Here is a 16,102-nt window from a genome sequence, read left to right as displayed (position 1 = left end):
GAATAAAACTCATGGCTATTTCTCCGTTCTGTTCCAGGGCATTTTTAACAGTAAACTCGCCATGCCACAGAAGCCACTCACTCCAGCAAACAGTAAACCTGCGCCGACAAAGCCGGACAGTAAAAACAGCCTGCTATCAGCGGTATATCCCAATACCACGCCGATAAGAATCAGTGTGCCTGCAACAATCTGAACTTGCCTCATGACAGGCAACGGTTGCTTTTTGTCTTCGATAGTCGGGAGGTGGGCGCTCTTCCACGCGTTAATGCCGCCTGTCATCAGTAAAGCCTGCGCAGGGCTTGCTGCTTTCATTAGCGCGCTGGCATTTTGGGCCGTGCGCATTCCTGCCTGACAATGAAAAATGACGGACTGTTGCTCTGCACCCTCCACCGTTTTACCTGCCGTCATCTCGGTAAGCGGAAGCGAGTGCGCGTGCGGTATGTGTTCACGCAGGTATTCAGCGCGGTCCCGAATATCAATCAGCACAGCCCCTTGATCAATCAGTTTTTTGGCTTCGAGCGGTGATACCGATTCTGGCGTCATTTGAAATCCTCCGGACAGTAAATCTCTTTTAACGTGGAGATGACTTTTTTCACCGCGTCGTTTTTGATGAAATAGTTCACCCTTTGCGCCACCCTCTCAGACTCAATCAAACCATCTTCTTTCATTTTCGCCAGGTGCTGAGAGGTTGCAGAAGGCGTTAAGCCGGTCAATTGCCCCAAATCCCCTGACGAAGTGCCGGGTTTATCAATGAGAATGCAGAGGATCAATAGCCGATTGCTGTTACTCATCGACTTAAGCAGCGTGGTTGCAAGCTGGGCACTTTCCTGTAATTGGAACAGCTGAGTCTCTTTCATTTCTTACTTTAGCATTTTCTAAATTTAGAAAAATCTAAATCAAATGACACTCACATGCAATCAAAAGATTTCAGTGCCTGGCGTGCTTTACCACACCTGTGGCGTGTTATGAATGTTACTGCCCGGATTGAAACGTTATGCTGTTACCTGAAACCCGCTTCATATCCGAAGATCATTCATTCCTGGAAATCTGACCATGGCACGTAACCGCACTTTCTCTCTCGATATTGGCTGGAGAACGCTGCTGAAAGACGCAGGCATGCAGCCTGAACATGTATTGCGTAAGGCTGGTTTGCCCGACGATCTTTTTTCCGGAACAAAGCGCGGACTGGATACTGACGAATATTTTCGTTTCTGGCGCGCGCTGGAGACGGAAGCGAATGATGTTGCTTTTCCCTTACGGCTGGTAGAAAGGGTCACCACCGAAGTGTTCGATCCTCCGCTTTTCGCCGCGCTGTGCAGCAGCAATATGATGCAGGCGATGCAACGACTGGCCCGATATAAGCAGCTGATTGCGCCGATGGTGCTGGAGACAGCAGTGGATCGAACCGGTGTCCTGACCGTGTCACCGCGCTGGTTGTCGGTCGTGACAGGTATACCCCTGTCTCTGCAGGTGGCAGAGCTTGCCTTCTTCCTGCGATTGCTGCGGCTGGCAACCCGTGAACCGATTCAGGCGTTGAAAGTGATGCTCCCTCAGCTTCCCTCCGAAATTGCGGCCCGCCACTTTGCACGTTTCTTCGGTATCGCTGTGCAGTATGGTGAAAAGCCAGCCATCAGTTTTTCCGCTACGGATGCACTTCGACCATTTTTGACGGTGAATGAAGGCATGTGGCAGGTATTTGAGCCTGAGCTGCGACGTCGTCTGAGTCAGCTGGATGAAACGGCTTCAACCGCCGAACGGGTGCGTGCGGTACTTCTGGAACTGCTGCCGGCTAACGAAGCGACTATCGAGAAAACAGCAGAACGCCTGGGTATGAGCAAACGCACCCTTCAGCGCAGGCTTGAGGAGGAAGGGGACAATTTCCGCACCCTGATCAACGGCTGTCGGGAAAATCTGGCCCGCCATTATCTGTGCAATACCAGTCTATCCGGCTACGAGATTGCGTTCCTGCTGGGCTTTGAAGACCCGAACTCATTCTACCGGGCATTTATGGCCTGGACTGGCCAGACTCCGGAAACTGTCAGGGGATCCCTGCGTCTCAATTAAAAGAGAACACGATGATGATGTCAGAAACAAAACGCGTTGTGCTACTTGCGGGTGCTACCGGCCTGGTGGGAGGCAAGCTGCTGCAAATTTTGCTGAACGATCCGGATATTGCATGCGTTCATGCGCTCAGCCGGAAACCGCCTGCAATCAGCCACCCAAAGTTAACCGTCCACCTGGTCGATTTTGCTTCTTTGCCGCAACTGCCCCGTGCCGATGAAGCCTACCTTGCTCTGGGAACAACGATTAAAGTTGCGGGAAGCCGGGAAGCGTTCCGGGCGGTGGATTTCGATGCCAATATGGCGGTTGCCCGGGCGGCGCTTTCAGCAGGCGTAAGCCGGGTAGGGCTGGTCAGTGCAGGTGGCGCCAATGCGCAATCATCCATGTTTTACACCCGCGTGAAAGGTGAACTGGAAGAGGCACTCAGAGCCATGCCGTTCACCACTCTGGTGATTGCGCGGCCCTCTTTGCTGCTTGACTCCCGTGATGGGCTGGGGCAGCCAGTACGCCCGGGAGAACTTATTTCCATACCGATCGCCAGGCTGCTATCTCCCATTCTGCCCGGTGCTTACAAACCCATCGAGGCGCTGGTTGTTGCCCGGGCGCTGGCGCAGCTGGTCCCCACCTCAACGGGTGTTGTTGTGCTGGCTTCTGACCAGATGATCAAACTGGGGAAATCCGGGCGCGTTTAGCAAGCGCTCTGGCGCGTAGTGCAAGATAGATCAGGTCTGTGCTGAGGCAAACTGGGGGCAGTTCACTTAACGAGGTGCCTATGTTTACTCAGGAAAAGAAAACCGCGCTGGTTACCGGCGCATCGTCAGGTATGGGCAAGGCCATTGCTCGTCGTTTGATCGAGGAGGGTTATCAGGTCTACGTGGCTGCCCGCAGTGTCGGGAAAATGGCTGATCTGGCTCTGCTCGGAGCACAGGCACTGCGGATGGATATTTCCAAAGATGAAGAGATTGTATCCGGTGTAAACACTATTCTGGCGCAGACTGGCGGTGTCGATGTGCTGGTCAACAATGCCGGATTTGGCCTGTACGGGCCGGTAGAAGAGATCGGTATTGACGAGGCTCGCTACCAGTTTGAGGTGAATTTGTTCGGTGCAGCACGGCTCACGCAGCTGCTGCTCCCGGCGATGCGCGCCAGACGCAGCGGACACATTGTCAACATCACCTCGATGGGCGGAAAGATGTACAGCATCCTGGGGGCCTGGTACCACGCAACCAAACACGCACTGGAAGGATGGTCAGACTGCCTGCGTCTGGAAGTCGCCGGATTTGGTATCAAGGTCGTGATCGTCGAACCGGGAGTGATAGAGACGGGCTTCGGTGAGGGTGCCAGTGACAGTATCGTCAAACGTTCGGCCAGTGGACCCTATGGGCAGTTGGTGAAGAGGGTGGCTATGTCGATCAAAAACACTTACGGCCAGGGTAAAGGCAGTGATCCGAACCTTATCGCGGAGGTGGTCTCGCGAGCGGTTAACAGCAGCAACCCACGCACACGCTATGCGGCCGGTAAATTTGCAAAGATGTTGATCCGTATGCGCGTCTGGCTGGGTGACCGTCTATTCGACCGTATCATTCTCAGTCAGACCCGCTGACGTAACATTGTGACCCAGTCCGGTTGCATCATATCGCTCACCCCGGACTGAGTTTTCTTCATCTGCCCGGCTATGTTAGCCCAGCAGTTCTCTGCGCACGATTTCTGCACCAGCACTTAACGCATTCAGCTTGCCTCTGGCCACCCGGCGAGATAAAGGCGTCATGCCACAGTTGGTAGAGGGATAGAGCTTGTCGGCGTCAACAAACTTCAATGCATTGCGTATGGTATTAGCCACTTCTTCCGCTGTTTCAATGGTATTGGTTGCCACATCAATGGCGCCAACCATCACTTTTTTACCGCGAATAAGCTCAATGAGATCCATTGGCACGCGAGAGTTGTGACATTCCAATGAAATGATATCGATATTCGATTTTTGCAGTTTGGGGAAAACTTCTTCATATTGACGCCACTCGGTCCCCAGCGTCTTTTTCCAGTCGGTATTGGCTTTGATGCCATAGCCATAGCAAATATGCACAGCCGTTTCACATTTAAGCCCTTCAATGGCTTTTTCCAGGGCAGCAATTCCCCAGTCATTCACCTCATCAAAGAAAACATTAAATGCAGGCTCATCAAACTGGATAATATCGACACCAGCAGCTTCTAATTCTCTGGCTTCCTGATTAAGAATTTTGGCGAATTCCCAGGCGAGTTTTTCGCGACTTTTATAATGCCCATCATAGAGGGTATCAATCATCGTCATCGGACCTGGCAGCGCCCATTTAATCGGCTGAGTGGTTTGCTGACGTAAAAATTTGGCATCTTCCACAAATACCGGCTTCTGGCGCGCCACTTCACCCACGACGCTGGGTACGCTCGCATCATAGCGATTACGAATTTTTACGATCTCACGTTTTTCAAAATCAACGCCGCTGAGGTGTTCGATAAAGGTCGTGACAAAATGCTGACGTGTTTGCTCGCCATCACTGACAATATCAATACCGGCCTTGAGTTGATCCTCCAGGCACAAACGCAGAGCATCTTGTTTACCGTCAATTAATTCCTCACCCTCTAATTTCCAGGGTGACCACAGTGTCTCTGGCTGTGCCAGCCAGGACGGTTTGGGTAAGCTGCCGGCAGTTGAAGTGGGTAATAACTTTTTCATCACAGGTGACCTTTTATTTTAGGTTAATCAAAGAACGGCAGTAGCAGACCATTGCTCAAGCACAGTTTGATATGGTTTGATGAAGTTCTCTTCAGTAAACTTTCCCTGCTCAATAGCCAACTGGCTACGTTCTTCTCGATCATAAACAATGCGGGTTAACGAATAATCCGGGTGCTTCAGGTTTGGCTGATAGCATTGTCCTGCTGCCGAATTCGCGTTGTAAATTTCAGGGCGGTAAATCTTTTGAAAAGTCTCCATCGTGCTGATGGTACTGATCAGTTCAAGGTTCGAGTAATCACTGAGCAAATCGCCAGAAAAATAGAATGCCAAAGGCGCAGCACTATTCGGTGGCATAAAATAACGTGCCTGCAAACCCATTTTTGCGAAATAATGATCGGTCAGGGAGAGTTCATCTTGCTGGTATTCGATGCCCAATACCGGATGTTGATTTCCCGTCTGATGATAGGTGTTTTTACTGGAAACACTCAGGCAGATAACCGGTGGCTTATTAAAGTTCTCTTTGTAAGCGTCTGAATTAACGAACTGCTTAAAGATGTTGCCATGCAGATCGCCAAAGTTTTCCGGTGTGGCGAATCCGGATTGGTTTTTATTGTGTTCAGGCAATACGACGCTGAAGTCATAATCGCGCACATAGGAGGAGAAGTTATTCCCTACAATGCCTGCAATACGTTGGTTAGTTTTTTTATCAACGATATTGGTTTTCAGGATCTCAATCACCGGGAAGGCGTTGCCATGGCCTTCGAGGTTAATATTCAACTCGGCAGAAATGATGTCCAGCTCGACAGCATAACGATCGCCATTAGGGTTATCCCAATGCGCCAGAGAATTGAAACGATTGTCAATCATCACCAGGGCGTTGCGCAGGTTTTCCTGACGTTTATCCCCTCTGGCCAGATTAGCAAAGTTGGTGGTGATGCGAGTGTTTTGGGAAGGGTTATAATTTTCGTCGAAACGAAGGCTTTTAACCGTAAATGAAAAATGCTTATTCATAGTGATCTGGCGTCCTGGTATTCAATATAAAGCCTGATTTTTTCTTGTCTTTTGAGTGTTGCCCAATTTGATGGCGGGCGTTCTCAATCAGTTGCCTTTATATTGTTTTGAAGTTAACAATGCATCTTTTATGCCAGAAGAGTTGTATGAGGAAAAGTGATTAAATTTCAATGGAACATGAGTCATCTTCATGTTCTGGCTTATGGCCAGCAGCGGCGTTGTGGCCGATGCCAGGCGGGTGGTGGAAAAAGGCTCCGCAGAGCCTTTATGTTCCACTGTGAGGTGTGAACCGGATGCCGGGTGGATAAGTCAATTCAGCCATGCAGTCTTTCAATCAATGCTGGAAACAAGGTATGCAGTGACTCAATCTGTGTTGAGCTCAAAGTCATTCGAGCCATTTTTCGCATGGCGAGAGGTGATGTAATTTCTGTCGGTGTGTCCGCTAAGGGTCTGCGCCAGATCCTCATACCAGATTTCGTCTTCCAGGTACCAGGAGTGAGACGGAAAACCGCCAACGAGTATTCTAAGTTTGGGTTCGGGGATAGCCTGATAGCGCGGCCCGCAGTCAACGTCCACCGCTTTGTTTGGGACGGGAGTATCCACTGGCATTCCCACCCGGCCCACGCGCGAACTTAAATCGATATTCTTCACATTGGAGGCGGCCAGCGCCAGGTCAAAACCGCTGTAGTAATTTGTCAGCCGCCCGCAGTGATTGAAGACGGGTAACATGTCGGCATTATCTGCTGCAAAACAGCTGGAGGAGATATCTGCGGCAAAGAGTGCGATCTGCCCGACTCGCCAGTCGTTTGCCAGGTCTGAATCACGTAATTTATCGATACGACGGAAGGCTTCGCGCACCACAAATGCGCCCATCGAATGAGCCATCACATGCACCTTAACCGGACAATCTTTGCTGGAGAAAATGGTGAAGGGGATGATGCCGTCTCTCACCAGAACCGAGGCTGTATCCAATGCATCACCACGGTCGGACAGATAATCCAGTGTCTTATCGTTTGAGGGCCAGTCGAATCCAATCACCATGCACCTGAATCCATGTTCATTCAGCTTTAACTCGGCGAGCCGCTGGCGCTTTAGGGACTCTTCGGGAGAGGTGTCATAACCGTGCACAAAGAAGACAATATCGCGCTGGTGTTCCGGAACGTTGTCGGGGTTGGCTATTTCCATCACTTTCGTCATCCATTGCTTAGCCGTACCAACCGAATGCGAAGGCAATGGAACGGTAGCTGTATCAGGCACTTCCAGATAAGTTGCCCCACCCACCTGATTGCCGAAGACATCTCCCGCCATTTTTATTCTGACGCTTAATACATAACTGTTCATATAATGACCTCATGTGAAGGACGCAATGAAAAGTGTAGAAAAGTCAGATCGCTCAGGCGGGATATATTCACGGACCGTGAGTACTATCACTCATGATTAACTCAGGCTGGCCCCGTAGAGTGGAGCCAGCCCGTGTTTTAAGGCCTTAGTGCACCCTTACATCATTCCCTGTCATCAAACCTACCATCCGGTTCTCATCCATATCCTGTTGTTCCAGCGTTGCGACAACGCGACCGTGGTACATCACCAGGCAGCGATCAACCAACGCCTGTAATTCGGGCAGGTCGGTGGAGTAAACCAGCACCGAACCGCCATCCTCCACAAACTGACGAATCGCCTGATAAATAACCTCTTTCGTTCCGACATCGACACCACGCGTTGGGTCGAATAACAGTAAGGTTTTCGCCCCGGACAGCAGCGCCCGCGCAATCAGTGCTTTTTGCTGATTGCCGCCGGACAGGGTGCCAATTTTAAAATTCAGGTAGCGAGCGCTGAGCTCCACGCGCGGGGCGACGCTACCTATTGCCTCGTCCTCGGCATCGCGTTTAATCAGGCCCAGCCGGGTAAACCGCGACAGCACCGAGGGCGTCACATTGGCAGCGGTGGACAGGGTGGGGAAAATTCCTTCGCTTTTACGGTCTTCCGGCACAAAGGCTATCCCGCTATGCAAATTCAACGCTTCACGGGAATGGCGTAAATTGACCACATGCCCATCCAGTTGTATTTGTCCGCTGCCGGGTTTCATCAGGCCTGCAAGGGTACGAAATAATTCCCGCTGGCCCTGTCCTTCAAGGGCTGCCACGCCCAGTATTTCGCCCTGATGGAGTTCCAGCGAGACATCCGCAAAGGCACTGCTACTCAGGTCATTGGTCACCAGGCGGGGGAGGTGCGCCGCAATGGCGGGTTGACGGCGGGTGGTCGAGCACTGGCTGGATCGGCGGCCCACCATCAGGGCGAAAATATCGTCATTGCTGACGGCGGATAAATCGACGGTTTCGATACTTTTTCCGCTGCGTAGTACCGTGGCATGGCTGGCAATGGCACGAATTTCAGCCAGACGATGCGAGATATACAGCACTGAACTGCCCTGTTGCGTCAGGCGGCGCACCAGACGGAATAACCACTCCACATCAGCCAGCGCCCCGGTCGGTTCATCGAGGATCAACAGGCGGGGATTGAGGTGCATCGCACGCACGATCTCCAGCCGCTGACGCGCCGCTAATGACAGGCTTTCGACATTGGCCTGCGGCGAGATATCGAAGACATCATGTTGATTAAGAATGGTTTCGGTTTCCTGTTGCATGCGTTTGCGCGCAGGCAGGCCAAATGCATTCTTCGGCGCATGGGGCAGAAAAAAATTCTGCGCCACGCTGAGATTGGGCAACAGGCTCAGTTCCTGAAATGCGGTGCTGACCCCGAGTCTGCGGGCGTGCTGAAGGGAATGCGGCGCGTAAGTCTCGCCATCCATCGTCATGGCTCCGCTATTGGGGGCAACCACGCCGGAGAGGATTTTCACCAGCGTGGATTTTCCGGCACCGTTTTCACCGAGAATAGCCTGCACCTGACCCGGCTGCAGCGTCATGCTGACTTCCTCCAGCGCGACGGTCGGACCATAGGATTTGGCGACAGATGAAAGGTGAATGCCTTGCGGCATGGCTTGTTGCATGGTGCATCTCCTGTCGCCCGATGGCAGCAGACCATCGGGCGACGTCAGGCAAAATTATGGGGTGACGGTTGGCTTCACTTTGGTGAGTTTGTATTCATCCGGTGCGGCCTGGCAGCGATCACAGTTGATCCCCGGTTCATCGGCAGCCTTCACAATAGCGGCAGGCAGCGGCTGGATAGTGGTGCCCGGCGTAGGGATACCCTTCAGAGCCGAATCGAGTGAGACCTCAGGCAAATACACCGGGTTATAGATTTCGGCGGAGAACCCTTCCGGCACCATATTGGCCGGGAACACATTACAACCCTCGGTGATTTTTCCGTCCTGACACATTTTGACCTGATCGGCGGTAACCCAAGGCAATGGATATTCGATGTTGGTCGGCGGCAGATTGCGCTTACCGGTGAGAACTTCCATCATCAGTTTGAAAGCATAACCAGCGGTGGCAGGCGGCGAGCCTGCTGATACGCCGCTCAGCCCACGTTTGCGATAATCCGCATTCAGGAAGCCTAAGCGAAACCCGTTCATATTTTCGCCCATAATCGGGATCATCTTGCCTTTGCGATCCGCAACGGCGTTCAGTACCCCGGCTTCACCCAATTCTGACCAGATACCATTGACATCAGGATGGGCGGCAAGCGCTTTCGCGGTTTCGCGCTGGCTAATACGATCGTCCCAGTAACCATAATATTCGGAGACAATCTGGATGCCTGGATATTGTTTAAAAATATGCATCGCACCATCGTAATGACGTTTATCCACCGAGGTGCCAGGCACACCACGGTTCATAAATATTTTCCCTTTACCGCCTAATTCATTGACCAGTTCCTGAGCCATGTTTTCACCCGCACCCGCCGAAATATAACTGACGTTATAGGCACATTTCTCGGTGACGGTGGAGTCAAACATAAAGAATTTCACCCCCTGGCTGCAACCGCGGCGAATAACCCGGTTTAATGCGGTGGGAGAAATAGGAAAACTAATAATGCCATCCGCTTTTGCCGCAATCATACTTTCATAAGCGGAGATCTGCGCCTGCGGATCGGTGCCGGAAATCACCTCAGTCAGGTCCACCATCTTGTCGTAAGGTGGCGTTTTTGCGAGTGATTTTATGATGTTTGCGGTTTCGCTCATCCAGTTATTTCCGCTATAGCTTAAGCTGAGAAATATTTTGTATTTCTTCGGCGCTTCATCGGCGTGAACAGCGGAAATCGTTCCGGCCATCAGCATGCAGGCGCAGGCTAACGCCGCGTATTTTTTTACACGTGTTTGAAAGGACATAGTGACTCCAGAAAATAGAATGTTAGCGTTCAGGTATTACATTTATTTGGAAAAGGCACCGATTTTCTTTGATAAAATTAAAATAGAATTAATGGAGCCGGACTGGAATAACAGCGCCAGCAGAATAATTAAGCCGGAAACAATTAAGCGCCAGCCCTGGTCTAATCCGGTCGCAGCAATCACCGAATCGACGGTGGTTAAAAACAGCGAACCTGCCAGCGTACCGATAAAGGTTCCTTTGCCGCCGAGGATAGAAGATCCCCCTACCACCACGGCGGCAATTGAGGGCAGTAAATAGGGATCACCCATACGCAACGTGGCACCATCGGAATAGCCGGTCAGCAGTGCACCGCCCAGTGCCGCACACAAGCCGCTCAGGGCATACGCCAGTACCGTTACCTTGCCCACCGGAATACCGCTGATGGCGGCGGCACGTCCGTTGCCACCCAGTGCATACAACTGGCGGCCAAACAGGGTGCGTGACTGGAGCAGCAGCGCCAGCAGGCTGAACACGATAAAGAACAGCAAAATACCGGGGATACCGAACAGGCTGCCTTTTACCACGGCCGAAAGCAGCGGGGGTGAAGCACCGAGGGTACTGCCACCGCTTGCCCCCAGCGCCAGTGAAGCCACGATGATGCCGGACCCCATCGTCATAATGAACGGCGGAATGCGCAGCAGCGTAATGCCCAGGCCGCTGATAGCGCCAATCGCGGCGGCAGAGAGCAGAATTAACGGCAGCATCCACAGCGTATTGCTGCCATTCTCGCCAATCATCCCTGCGGCCATCACACCGCCATACATGAATAACGAGGCGACGGAGAGATCCATCCCCCCGGACAGAATCACCAGTCCCTGACCAAAAGCCACCACCAGTAAAAATGAGGCGAGGGTGATAATCATCATCACCTGTGACCAGGAACCGAGGGCCGGGCTTATCAGGCGTGAGGCAAGAATCATCACCACGGTCAGCAGCAATAACAGCACTGGCGCAATGAAATCGGCATTCAGACGGCTACCGCTGCGGCGATCGTCGCGGTTGATTTCCGCGCGGGCTATGGTTGCTTTGTTCATACCGGTGCTCCTTTTTTCGTCGCACGTCGGTTAAGTAAATGGCTGGAGACAATCGACAGGATCAGCAGCACGCCCTGGAAAAAACCGATATAGAACGAGGAGACGCCGAGCGCGAACAACATTTTCTGCATCAGTAGCAGTACCGCCGCGCCCACCATCGAGCCAAACGCACCGCCACGGCCCCCGCTCAGGCTGGTGCCACCCAGCGCCACCGCCGCAAAGGACAGCAGCAGGAACGGTTGCCCGGCATTGGGATCGCCGGTCGCTGTCTGCGCGCTGAGCATGAAACCGGCCGCGCCATAGAAACAACCCGCCAGAATGAAAGCTTTGCAACGCGTCCAGCGCACCGCGACACCAGAGAGACCTGCGGCGGTTTCATCTGCGCCGATGGCATAGATAGCGGTACCGGTATCGGTACGTTTGATCACCAGCCAGATCAGGGCAAATATCAGCAGAAACAGGCCCGAGATCGGCAAAACCTGCCACAGGGAATCGGTCAGCGTGTCACTGATAAACTCCGACACGCTGCCGCCGGGTACCGGCAGCAGCAGCAGGGCGATACCCTGCGCCACAATCATGGTGCCAAGGGTGGCTGCAATGCTCTGCACGCCGTGCCACGCCACCAGATAACCGTTCACCAGCCCGATCAACGCCCCGGCGGCGAGACACATGGCCAGGCTGAAGCAGGCACCGAGCGGTCCCTCAAACGGGAAGACGGCGGTCAGAACATTGGCAATCGAAATCACCCCAACCAGCGATAAATCGAAGCCTTTTGCCAGCACCACCAGCGTTTGTCCGGCGGCTGCCAGCGCCAGCGGTGCCGCGTTATTCACCAGATTGCCAATCGCGTAAGCGCTAAAGGCATCGGGTTCGGACCAGCCGTACAACAGATACATCAGTACATACAACACCACGGCCAGCACGGCACCGTTGGGGGCGGTCAAACCTCTTTTCACAGGCCGAGGGGAGCCTGGGGTCCTGGGATCAAGACCCGACGAGAGTGAACTCATATCCGAATATCCTTTAGATAACGGCGAAGATGTGAATTACCCGTTGCGTGACAGCAGGCCCGCGTCGCGGCTATTCGAAGTTAACATCGACTTCGTCATAGCGTTTCAGACGGTAAATCAGGGCGGAGACACCCCAGCTAATCAGGAACAGGGCAATAATGGCGTAGCCAAGCGTATTGAAGTGATCGGTCAGGGCCTGCACATCGCGCCAGAAGAGGCCGGTAAACGCCATCTTGTCTGATAGCAAACTCAGCACCTCGATCCCGCCGATAAAAAAGGCCACCACAACCGACATCATGGTAATGGTCAGGTTGTAATACAGCTTGCGGATCGGGCGGACAAAGGCCCAACGATACACTCGGACCATCAGAATTCCGTCCAGCGTATCCACCAGCAGCATCCCGGCGGTAAACAGTGCGGGCATCACCATGATGCTGGCGAAGGAGATCCCGCCCACCGCCTGTGCCGAGGAGAGGCCAAACAGGGCGATCTCCGTGGCGGTATCAAAGCCGATGCCGAAGAGAAAGCCGATAGGAAACAGATGCCAGCTACGGGAAACCAACCGGAACAACGGCCGGAACAGGCGTGCCAGCAAGCCACGACGGTTCAGCAGCATGTCCAGGTCATCCGCGACCACGGTGCCGCCGTTTTTGGCCTGGCGGAAGGTTTTCCACACTGACAGCAAAATCGACAGATTGGCGAAGGCCAGCACCAGCATAAATCCGGCAGATGCCAGGGTGCTGATCAGGCTGCCAATTTCCTTCGCATCACCCAACGCCTTATCCAGCGCGCTGGCGGTTAACGCCACAAATAAGCAGCTGATAATGACCACGGCAGCGTGACCCAGCGAAAAGAACGCACCGGCGCTTTCGGCTGAGCGCCCTTCCTGCAACAGTTTGCGCGTCGCGTTATCGATAGCCGCGATATGGTCGGCGTCCACGGCATGGCGCAGGCCAAACATATAGGCTAACAGCGCGGTGCCCATCAGCGTGGGTTGCGTGCGAAACTCAACCCATGCCCAGCACCAGGCCAGAATATTGATCACAACAATGCCCCAGCACAGACCTTTCAGACGCGTTGACGATAGAGCTGTATTCATCGGTATCACCTGTAAATTGTGGTATCAACATGGCAGGGAAGGCCGCCAGACATGGCGGCTCCGAACATTAACGACTTCCCGGCACGATAGTGATCGGCGTTGGGATGCCATGAAGGTGCCCATGGTGATGATGGTGATGGTCATGCCCGTCCTGCACGCCTTTCAGCGTTGAGCAGGGATCGATAATGTGCGCCACCCGATCGAGCTGTACCGGCTGCCCGTGCGGAGTATGCAGATAAGCCAGATGCCATAGCGCCTGGCGATCCTCCACATCCTGCTCGCTGACCAGCGCTTTGTGTTGCAACATCATTTCCAGCGTGGTCAGCCACTGGCGATAATAGGCTTCGCCTAAACTTTCCCCGGGCTGCTGCGGTTGCTCGCGGATGGTAGTGGCAAAGGCTTCAACCCACTCACTCCATGAATAAACCCCGTTTTGCGACAGTTGCAGGGCGGTGGCGAAGGCTTCTGCCTGCCAGGGTTCGCCGAACGCCATTTCAGGTTCTTCAGTGGCCGCCTCTGGGGCCAGTGTCATCGACATTAACGTCATGGCTATGCTCCTCAGGCCGCTGGTTCGATGTAGTCATCCCACAGGTCGAGGTAGACCGCAGAACCTTCGGTTGCCGCCTCTCCCCATAACTCTTCTGCCTCAAAACGGACGCTGTACAGATGCTGCGGTTTTTCGCCTTTGCCATGGGCATAAGTGTCCGGGAATACGAACGAACCATGGTATTGCACGATGGTCCCGCTACGTCCACGGACATAGCGCGGTAAACGGGTGTGGCCGATTGGGTGGATATTCTTCGCCCGCACGCTATCACCGGGTGCAAAACGCACCGGCAGGGTAGTTTCACGCACATACACCGGATTGGTTTTAACTGCCGTATAGACCTGATCTTTTTCTAAAATATTCATGCCTGTGTCTCCTGATCGGCGAGTTGTTTCACTTTGGCTTCCAGCTCATCCAGCGTGAAGAGGCCGTTTTCGATGCCGAGTGTTTCCATGGCGTGATACCAGTGCACGTAATAAGGGGTGCTGAGGTATTCGCTGGGGTCCATCACCTCAATGGCGTGACGAAACTCATCAATCGGGCAGAGTCCACCGGCAAAATAGAGGCCAATGGTGGAAAATACCTGTTTTTCCCATTCCGCTTTGAATACCGGCTCGTTGAGGTCGATCTGGATCGGCCCCAGGTTATGCATACCGCCAACGTCATGAATCGAATTCATCAGGATCTCCTCAGGATTGCACTGCAGGTAAAAGATCGGTGCCAATCATGGCGTTGCGGGTGACCAGCTCTGCCAGCTCCGCTTCGGTTAAATGTTCACTGCCGCTGGGGCGCTGTGGCAGCACCATATAGCGAATCTCGGCATTGCTATCCCAGACACGGATTTCGACACTGGCTGGCAGGGTGACGCCAAATTCCGCCAGCACGCTGCGCGGTTCGATCACGGCGCGGGAGCGGTATTGTGGGGCTTTGTACCAGGTCGGCGGCAGGCCAAGGGTGGGCCACGGATAGCAAGAGCACAGCGTACACACCACCATGTTATGGACGTCCGCGGTATTCTCAGCGACATACATATGCGCGCCTTCCAGGCCGGTGAAACCGAGTTCGGCAATGGCGGCGGTGGCATCGGTCAGCAGGCGCTGTTTATAGTCCGGGTCGGTCCAGGCTTTCGCCACCACTTTGGCGCCGTTTTTCGGGCCAAAACGATGTTCAAAAATATCAATGATTTCATCGACGGCGTCCGCCTGGATGTAGCCCTTCTCAATTAATAACGACTGAATCGCCTTAATCCGCAGCGTCGGAATATTCGGGGGGGTTGTGGGCTCGGTGATCGTGCTCATTGTCTTTCCTCATTTTCTGTTGGTAACGCAATCCGGGAACCATTTCACTGGCGTGGGATTATTTTCCGCAAAAAAAAAGCCCCTAAGCTCTTGCGAGCTACAGGGGCATCTTTGCCATTGTCAGATTATTTATGAAGCAGGCGAACGAAAATATTAAAAAAGCAGCAAACCAATTTATCGTGACAGGAATATCACATGACGTCTTTAACTAAGCAATATATATGCCATAAAAATAATCTTTGATCCAGTTCATTTTTATGTTTTAAAACATGACATTAAGCGTATCTTTTGATGTCGGTTATCGGGACATAATAAAAGGTTATTTCTGTTGCGCATTTTTAGTGCAGCGCTATCACTCTGCTGGTGCGAAATAGCGATGCCATCACAATGATAATAATTTTATATGTCTGATCCATGCCTCCGGATTAGCGAGTACGATCAGGCAAAATTCTTCCACTGTTTTTTGCTGTTCGGTTGCCAGCTGACGTAATAAAGCATAGGAAGATTGTTCACTAAAATTAAACTCTTTAATCAGTAATAATTGCGCTGATAATAAAAAACGTCGCAATTGATGCCGGTGTTCAAATTGCTGCAACTGGTCCTGTAATTGCTTCTGACGCTGAAAATCATGGCGCGCCAGAATCAGGGTCGATAGCACTCCCTCAGCTTTAACCGGTTTGCGTAAATAACCATTGATGTTCTGGTCGATCACCCATTTAACCCGTGAAGGGGTTTCCATGCCCAGCAGCGCAATTTTTGCCAGTGTGGGCCAGCTGTTTTGCCCCATGCTCTGGATCAGCGCCCGATTATCCGAATCAAAAATCATGCCGTCATATGGCGCATCAAAAATAGTCGGGTGGAAATGGCTAAAACTGTCGCCCGCGATCCCCAGTCGCTGGAACTGGAGCAGCAACGCATTTTCGTCACGGGTATGACAGCCAATGAGTGCGATGCGTAATCCTCTCACCACCATCAGTTGCTTTTGCATATGCAGCTTACCCCCTTGCGAC

General features: G+C 52.8%; 17 protein-coding genes and 1 pseudogene. 3 read left to right on the top strand and 15 right to left on the bottom strand.

Annotated elements, in window-relative coordinates; all coding sequences use genetic code 11:
• Positions 1 to 15: 15 nt before the first annotated feature.
• Complete coding sequence (locus AC6I8X_RS24790; RefSeq protein ID WP_497841499.1) at positions 16 to 543, bottom strand: rhodanese family protein; 528 nt, start codon at positions 541 to 543, stop codon at positions 16 to 18.
• Positions 540 to 857 (bottom strand): ArsR/SmtB family transcription factor, encoded by a 318-nt coding sequence (locus AC6I8X_RS24785; RefSeq protein ID WP_299453397.1) that lies wholly within the window; start codon positions 855 to 857, stop codon positions 540 to 542. Before AC6I8X_RS24785 ends, AC6I8X_RS24790 begins: the two co-directional genes overlap by 4 nt.
• A 196-nt stretch (positions 858 to 1,053) precedes the next feature.
• On the opposite strand from AC6I8X_RS24785, the gene AC6I8X_RS24780 reads away from it, so the two are divergent.
• The 3 genes from AC6I8X_RS24780 to AC6I8X_RS24770 all read left to right on the top strand — a co-directional run bounded on the left by AC6I8X_RS24780 (position 1,054) and on the right by AC6I8X_RS24770 (position 3,664).
• Positions 1,054 to 2,064, top strand: coding sequence for a helix-turn-helix domain-containing protein (locus AC6I8X_RS24780; protein ID WP_313685754.1), 1,011 nt, complete (start codon positions 1,054 to 1,056; stop codon positions 2,062 to 2,064).
• A gap of 11 nt (positions 2,065 to 2,075) precedes the next feature.
• Positions 2,076 to 2,753, top strand: a complete 678-nt coding sequence (locus AC6I8X_RS24775; protein ID WP_313685756.1) for an NAD(P)H-binding protein — start codon at positions 2,076 to 2,078, stop codon at positions 2,751 to 2,753.
• An 80-nt stretch (positions 2,754 to 2,833) separates the two neighbouring features.
• Entirely contained in the window at positions 2,834 to 3,664 is an 831-nt protein-coding gene (locus AC6I8X_RS24770; protein ID WP_497841498.1) for an oxidoreductase, read from the top strand.
• A gap of 75 nt (positions 3,665 to 3,739) precedes the next feature.
• Here the strand turns inward: AC6I8X_RS24770 and AC6I8X_RS24765 are convergent, their stop codons facing one another.
• From AC6I8X_RS24765 to AC6I8X_RS24705, 13 genes and pseudogenes are all read right to left on the bottom strand, one after another.
• Complete coding sequence (locus AC6I8X_RS24765) at positions 3,740 to 4,768, bottom strand: methionine synthase (RefSeq protein ID WP_299451707.1); 1,029 nt, start codon at positions 4,766 to 4,768, stop codon at positions 3,740 to 3,742.
• A 27-nt stretch (positions 4,769 to 4,795) separates the two neighbouring features.
• The gene (locus tag AC6I8X_RS24760; RefSeq protein WP_313685761.1) at positions 4,796 to 5,779 is read right to left on the bottom strand and encodes a DUF1852 domain-containing protein; all 984 of its coding nucleotides are present in this window, start codon (positions 5,777 to 5,779) and stop codon (positions 4,796 to 4,798) included.
• A gap of 363 nt (positions 5,780 to 6,142) precedes the next feature.
• Positions 6,143 to 7,120, bottom strand: a complete 978-nt coding sequence (locus AC6I8X_RS24755) for an alpha/beta hydrolase (protein ID WP_313685763.1) — start codon at positions 7,118 to 7,120, stop codon at positions 6,143 to 6,145.
• 145 nt (positions 7,121 to 7,265) lie between these two features.
• Entirely contained in the window at positions 7,266 to 8,786 is a 1,521-nt protein-coding gene (locus tag AC6I8X_RS24750) for a sugar ABC transporter ATP-binding protein (protein WP_497841497.1), read from the bottom strand.
• Between the two features lie 54 nt (positions 8,787 to 8,840).
• A complete protein-coding gene (locus tag AC6I8X_RS24745; protein ID WP_313685767.1) occupies positions 8,841 to 10,064 on the bottom strand; it encodes a sugar ABC transporter substrate-binding protein in 1,224 nt (407 codons plus the stop codon).
• Between the two features lie 42 nt (positions 10,065 to 10,106).
• Positions 10,107 to 11,138 carry an ABC transporter permease gene (locus AC6I8X_RS24740; protein ID WP_416414657.1) on the bottom strand — a complete coding sequence of 344 codons (1,032 nt, stop codon included), beginning with the start codon at positions 11,136 to 11,138 and terminating at the stop codon, positions 10,107 to 10,109.
• Positions 11,135 to 12,094 carry an ABC transporter permease gene (locus AC6I8X_RS24735; protein WP_497841496.1) on the bottom strand — a complete coding sequence of 320 codons (960 nt, stop codon included), beginning with the start codon at positions 12,092 to 12,094 and terminating at the stop codon, positions 11,135 to 11,137. The genes AC6I8X_RS24740 and AC6I8X_RS24735 overlap by 4 nt, the downstream gene beginning before the upstream one ends.
• A gap of 124 nt (positions 12,095 to 12,218) precedes the next feature.
• The gene (locus AC6I8X_RS24730; RefSeq protein WP_497841495.1) at positions 12,219 to 13,247 is read right to left on the bottom strand and encodes a HoxN/HupN/NixA family nickel/cobalt transporter; all 1,029 of its coding nucleotides are present in this window, start codon (positions 13,245 to 13,247) and stop codon (positions 12,219 to 12,221) included.
• Between the two features lie 67 nt (positions 13,248 to 13,314).
• A complete protein-coding gene (locus tag AC6I8X_RS24725; protein ID WP_313688850.1) occupies positions 13,315 to 13,794 on the bottom strand; it encodes a nitrile hydratase accessory protein in 480 nt (159 codons plus the stop codon).
• Positions 13,795 to 13,805: 11 nt separating this feature from the next.
• Entirely contained in the window at positions 13,806 to 14,159 is a 354-nt protein-coding gene (locus AC6I8X_RS24720; protein ID WP_313688852.1) for an SH3-like domain-containing protein, read from the bottom strand.
• Positions 14,156 to 14,473, bottom strand: coding sequence for an SH3-like domain-containing protein (locus AC6I8X_RS24715; RefSeq protein ID WP_313688854.1), 318 nt, complete (start codon positions 14,471 to 14,473; stop codon positions 14,156 to 14,158). The genes AC6I8X_RS24720 and AC6I8X_RS24715 overlap by 4 nt, the downstream gene beginning before the upstream one ends.
• Before the next feature lie 10 nt (positions 14,474 to 14,483).
• Positions 14,484 to 15,105, bottom strand: a pseudogene (gene nthA / locus AC6I8X_RS24710) (nitrile hydratase subunit alpha).
• Between the two features lie 369 nt (positions 15,106 to 15,474).
• Complete coding sequence (locus tag AC6I8X_RS24705) at positions 15,475 to 16,080, bottom strand: ANTAR domain-containing response regulator (protein WP_497841494.1); 606 nt, start codon at positions 16,078 to 16,080, stop codon at positions 15,475 to 15,477.
• Positions 16,081 to 16,102 lie beyond the last annotated feature (22 nt).

The sequence above is a fragment of the Pantoea sp. X-Soil-TKNS-1280 genome (assembly GCF_059730475.1).
The sequence above is the reverse complement of the archived record's forward strand: the minus strand, read 5'-3'. Positions and strand labels throughout refer to the sequence as shown.

Excerpts from the sequence above, each read along its gene's own strand:
- AC6I8X_RS24790 (WP_497841499.1), bottom strand. The coding sequence starts at position 543 with ATGACGCCAGAATCGGTATCACCGCTCGAAGCCAAAAAACTGATTGAT.
- AC6I8X_RS24785 (WP_299453397.1), bottom strand. The coding sequence starts at position 857 with ATGAAAGAGACTCAGCTGTTCCAATTACAGGAAAGTGCCCAGCTTGCA.
- AC6I8X_RS24780 (WP_313685754.1), top strand. The coding sequence starts at position 1,054 with ATGGCACGTAACCGCACTTTCTCTCTCGATATTGGCTGGAGAACGCTG.
- AC6I8X_RS24775 (WP_313685756.1), top strand. The coding sequence starts at position 2,076 with ATGATGATGTCAGAAACAAAACGCGTTGTGCTACTTGCGGGTGCTACC.
- AC6I8X_RS24770 (WP_497841498.1), top strand. The coding sequence starts at position 2,834 with ATGTTTACTCAGGAAAAGAAAACCGCGCTGGTTACCGGCGCATCGTCA.
- AC6I8X_RS24765 (WP_299451707.1), bottom strand. The coding sequence starts at position 4,768 with ATGAAAAAGTTATTACCCACTTCAACTGCCGGCAGCTTACCCAAACCG.
- AC6I8X_RS24760 (WP_313685761.1), bottom strand. The coding sequence starts at position 5,779 with ATGAATAAGCATTTTTCATTTACGGTTAAAAGCCTTCGTTTCGACGAA.
- AC6I8X_RS24755 (WP_313685763.1), bottom strand. The coding sequence starts at position 7,120 with ATGAACAGTTATGTATTAAGCGTCAGAATAAAAATGGCGGGAGATGTC.
- AC6I8X_RS24750 (WP_497841497.1), bottom strand. The coding sequence starts at position 8,786 with ATGCAACAAGCCATGCCGCAAGGCATTCACCTTTCATCTGTCGCCAAA.
- AC6I8X_RS24745 (WP_313685767.1), bottom strand. The coding sequence starts at position 10,064 with ATGTCCTTTCAAACACGTGTAAAAAAATACGCGGCGTTAGCCTGCGCC.
- AC6I8X_RS24740 (WP_416414657.1), bottom strand. The coding sequence starts at position 11,138 with ATGAACAAAGCAACCATAGCCCGCGCGGAAATCAACCGCGACGATCGC.
- AC6I8X_RS24730 (WP_497841495.1), bottom strand. The coding sequence starts at position 13,247 with ATGAATACAGCTCTATCGTCAACGCGTCTGAAAGGTCTGTGCTGGGGC.
- AC6I8X_RS24725 (WP_313688850.1), bottom strand. The coding sequence starts at position 13,794 with ATGACGTTAATGTCGATGACACTGGCCCCAGAGGCGGCCACTGAAGAA.
- AC6I8X_RS24720 (WP_313688852.1), bottom strand. The coding sequence starts at position 14,159 with ATGAATATTTTAGAAAAAGATCAGGTCTATACGGCAGTTAAAACCAAT.
- AC6I8X_RS24715 (WP_313688854.1), bottom strand. The coding sequence starts at position 14,473 with ATGAATTCGATTCATGACGTTGGCGGTATGCATAACCTGGGGCCGATC.
- AC6I8X_RS24705 (WP_497841494.1), bottom strand. The coding sequence starts at position 16,080 with ATGCAAAAGCAACTGATGGTGGTGAGAGGATTACGCATCGCACTCATT.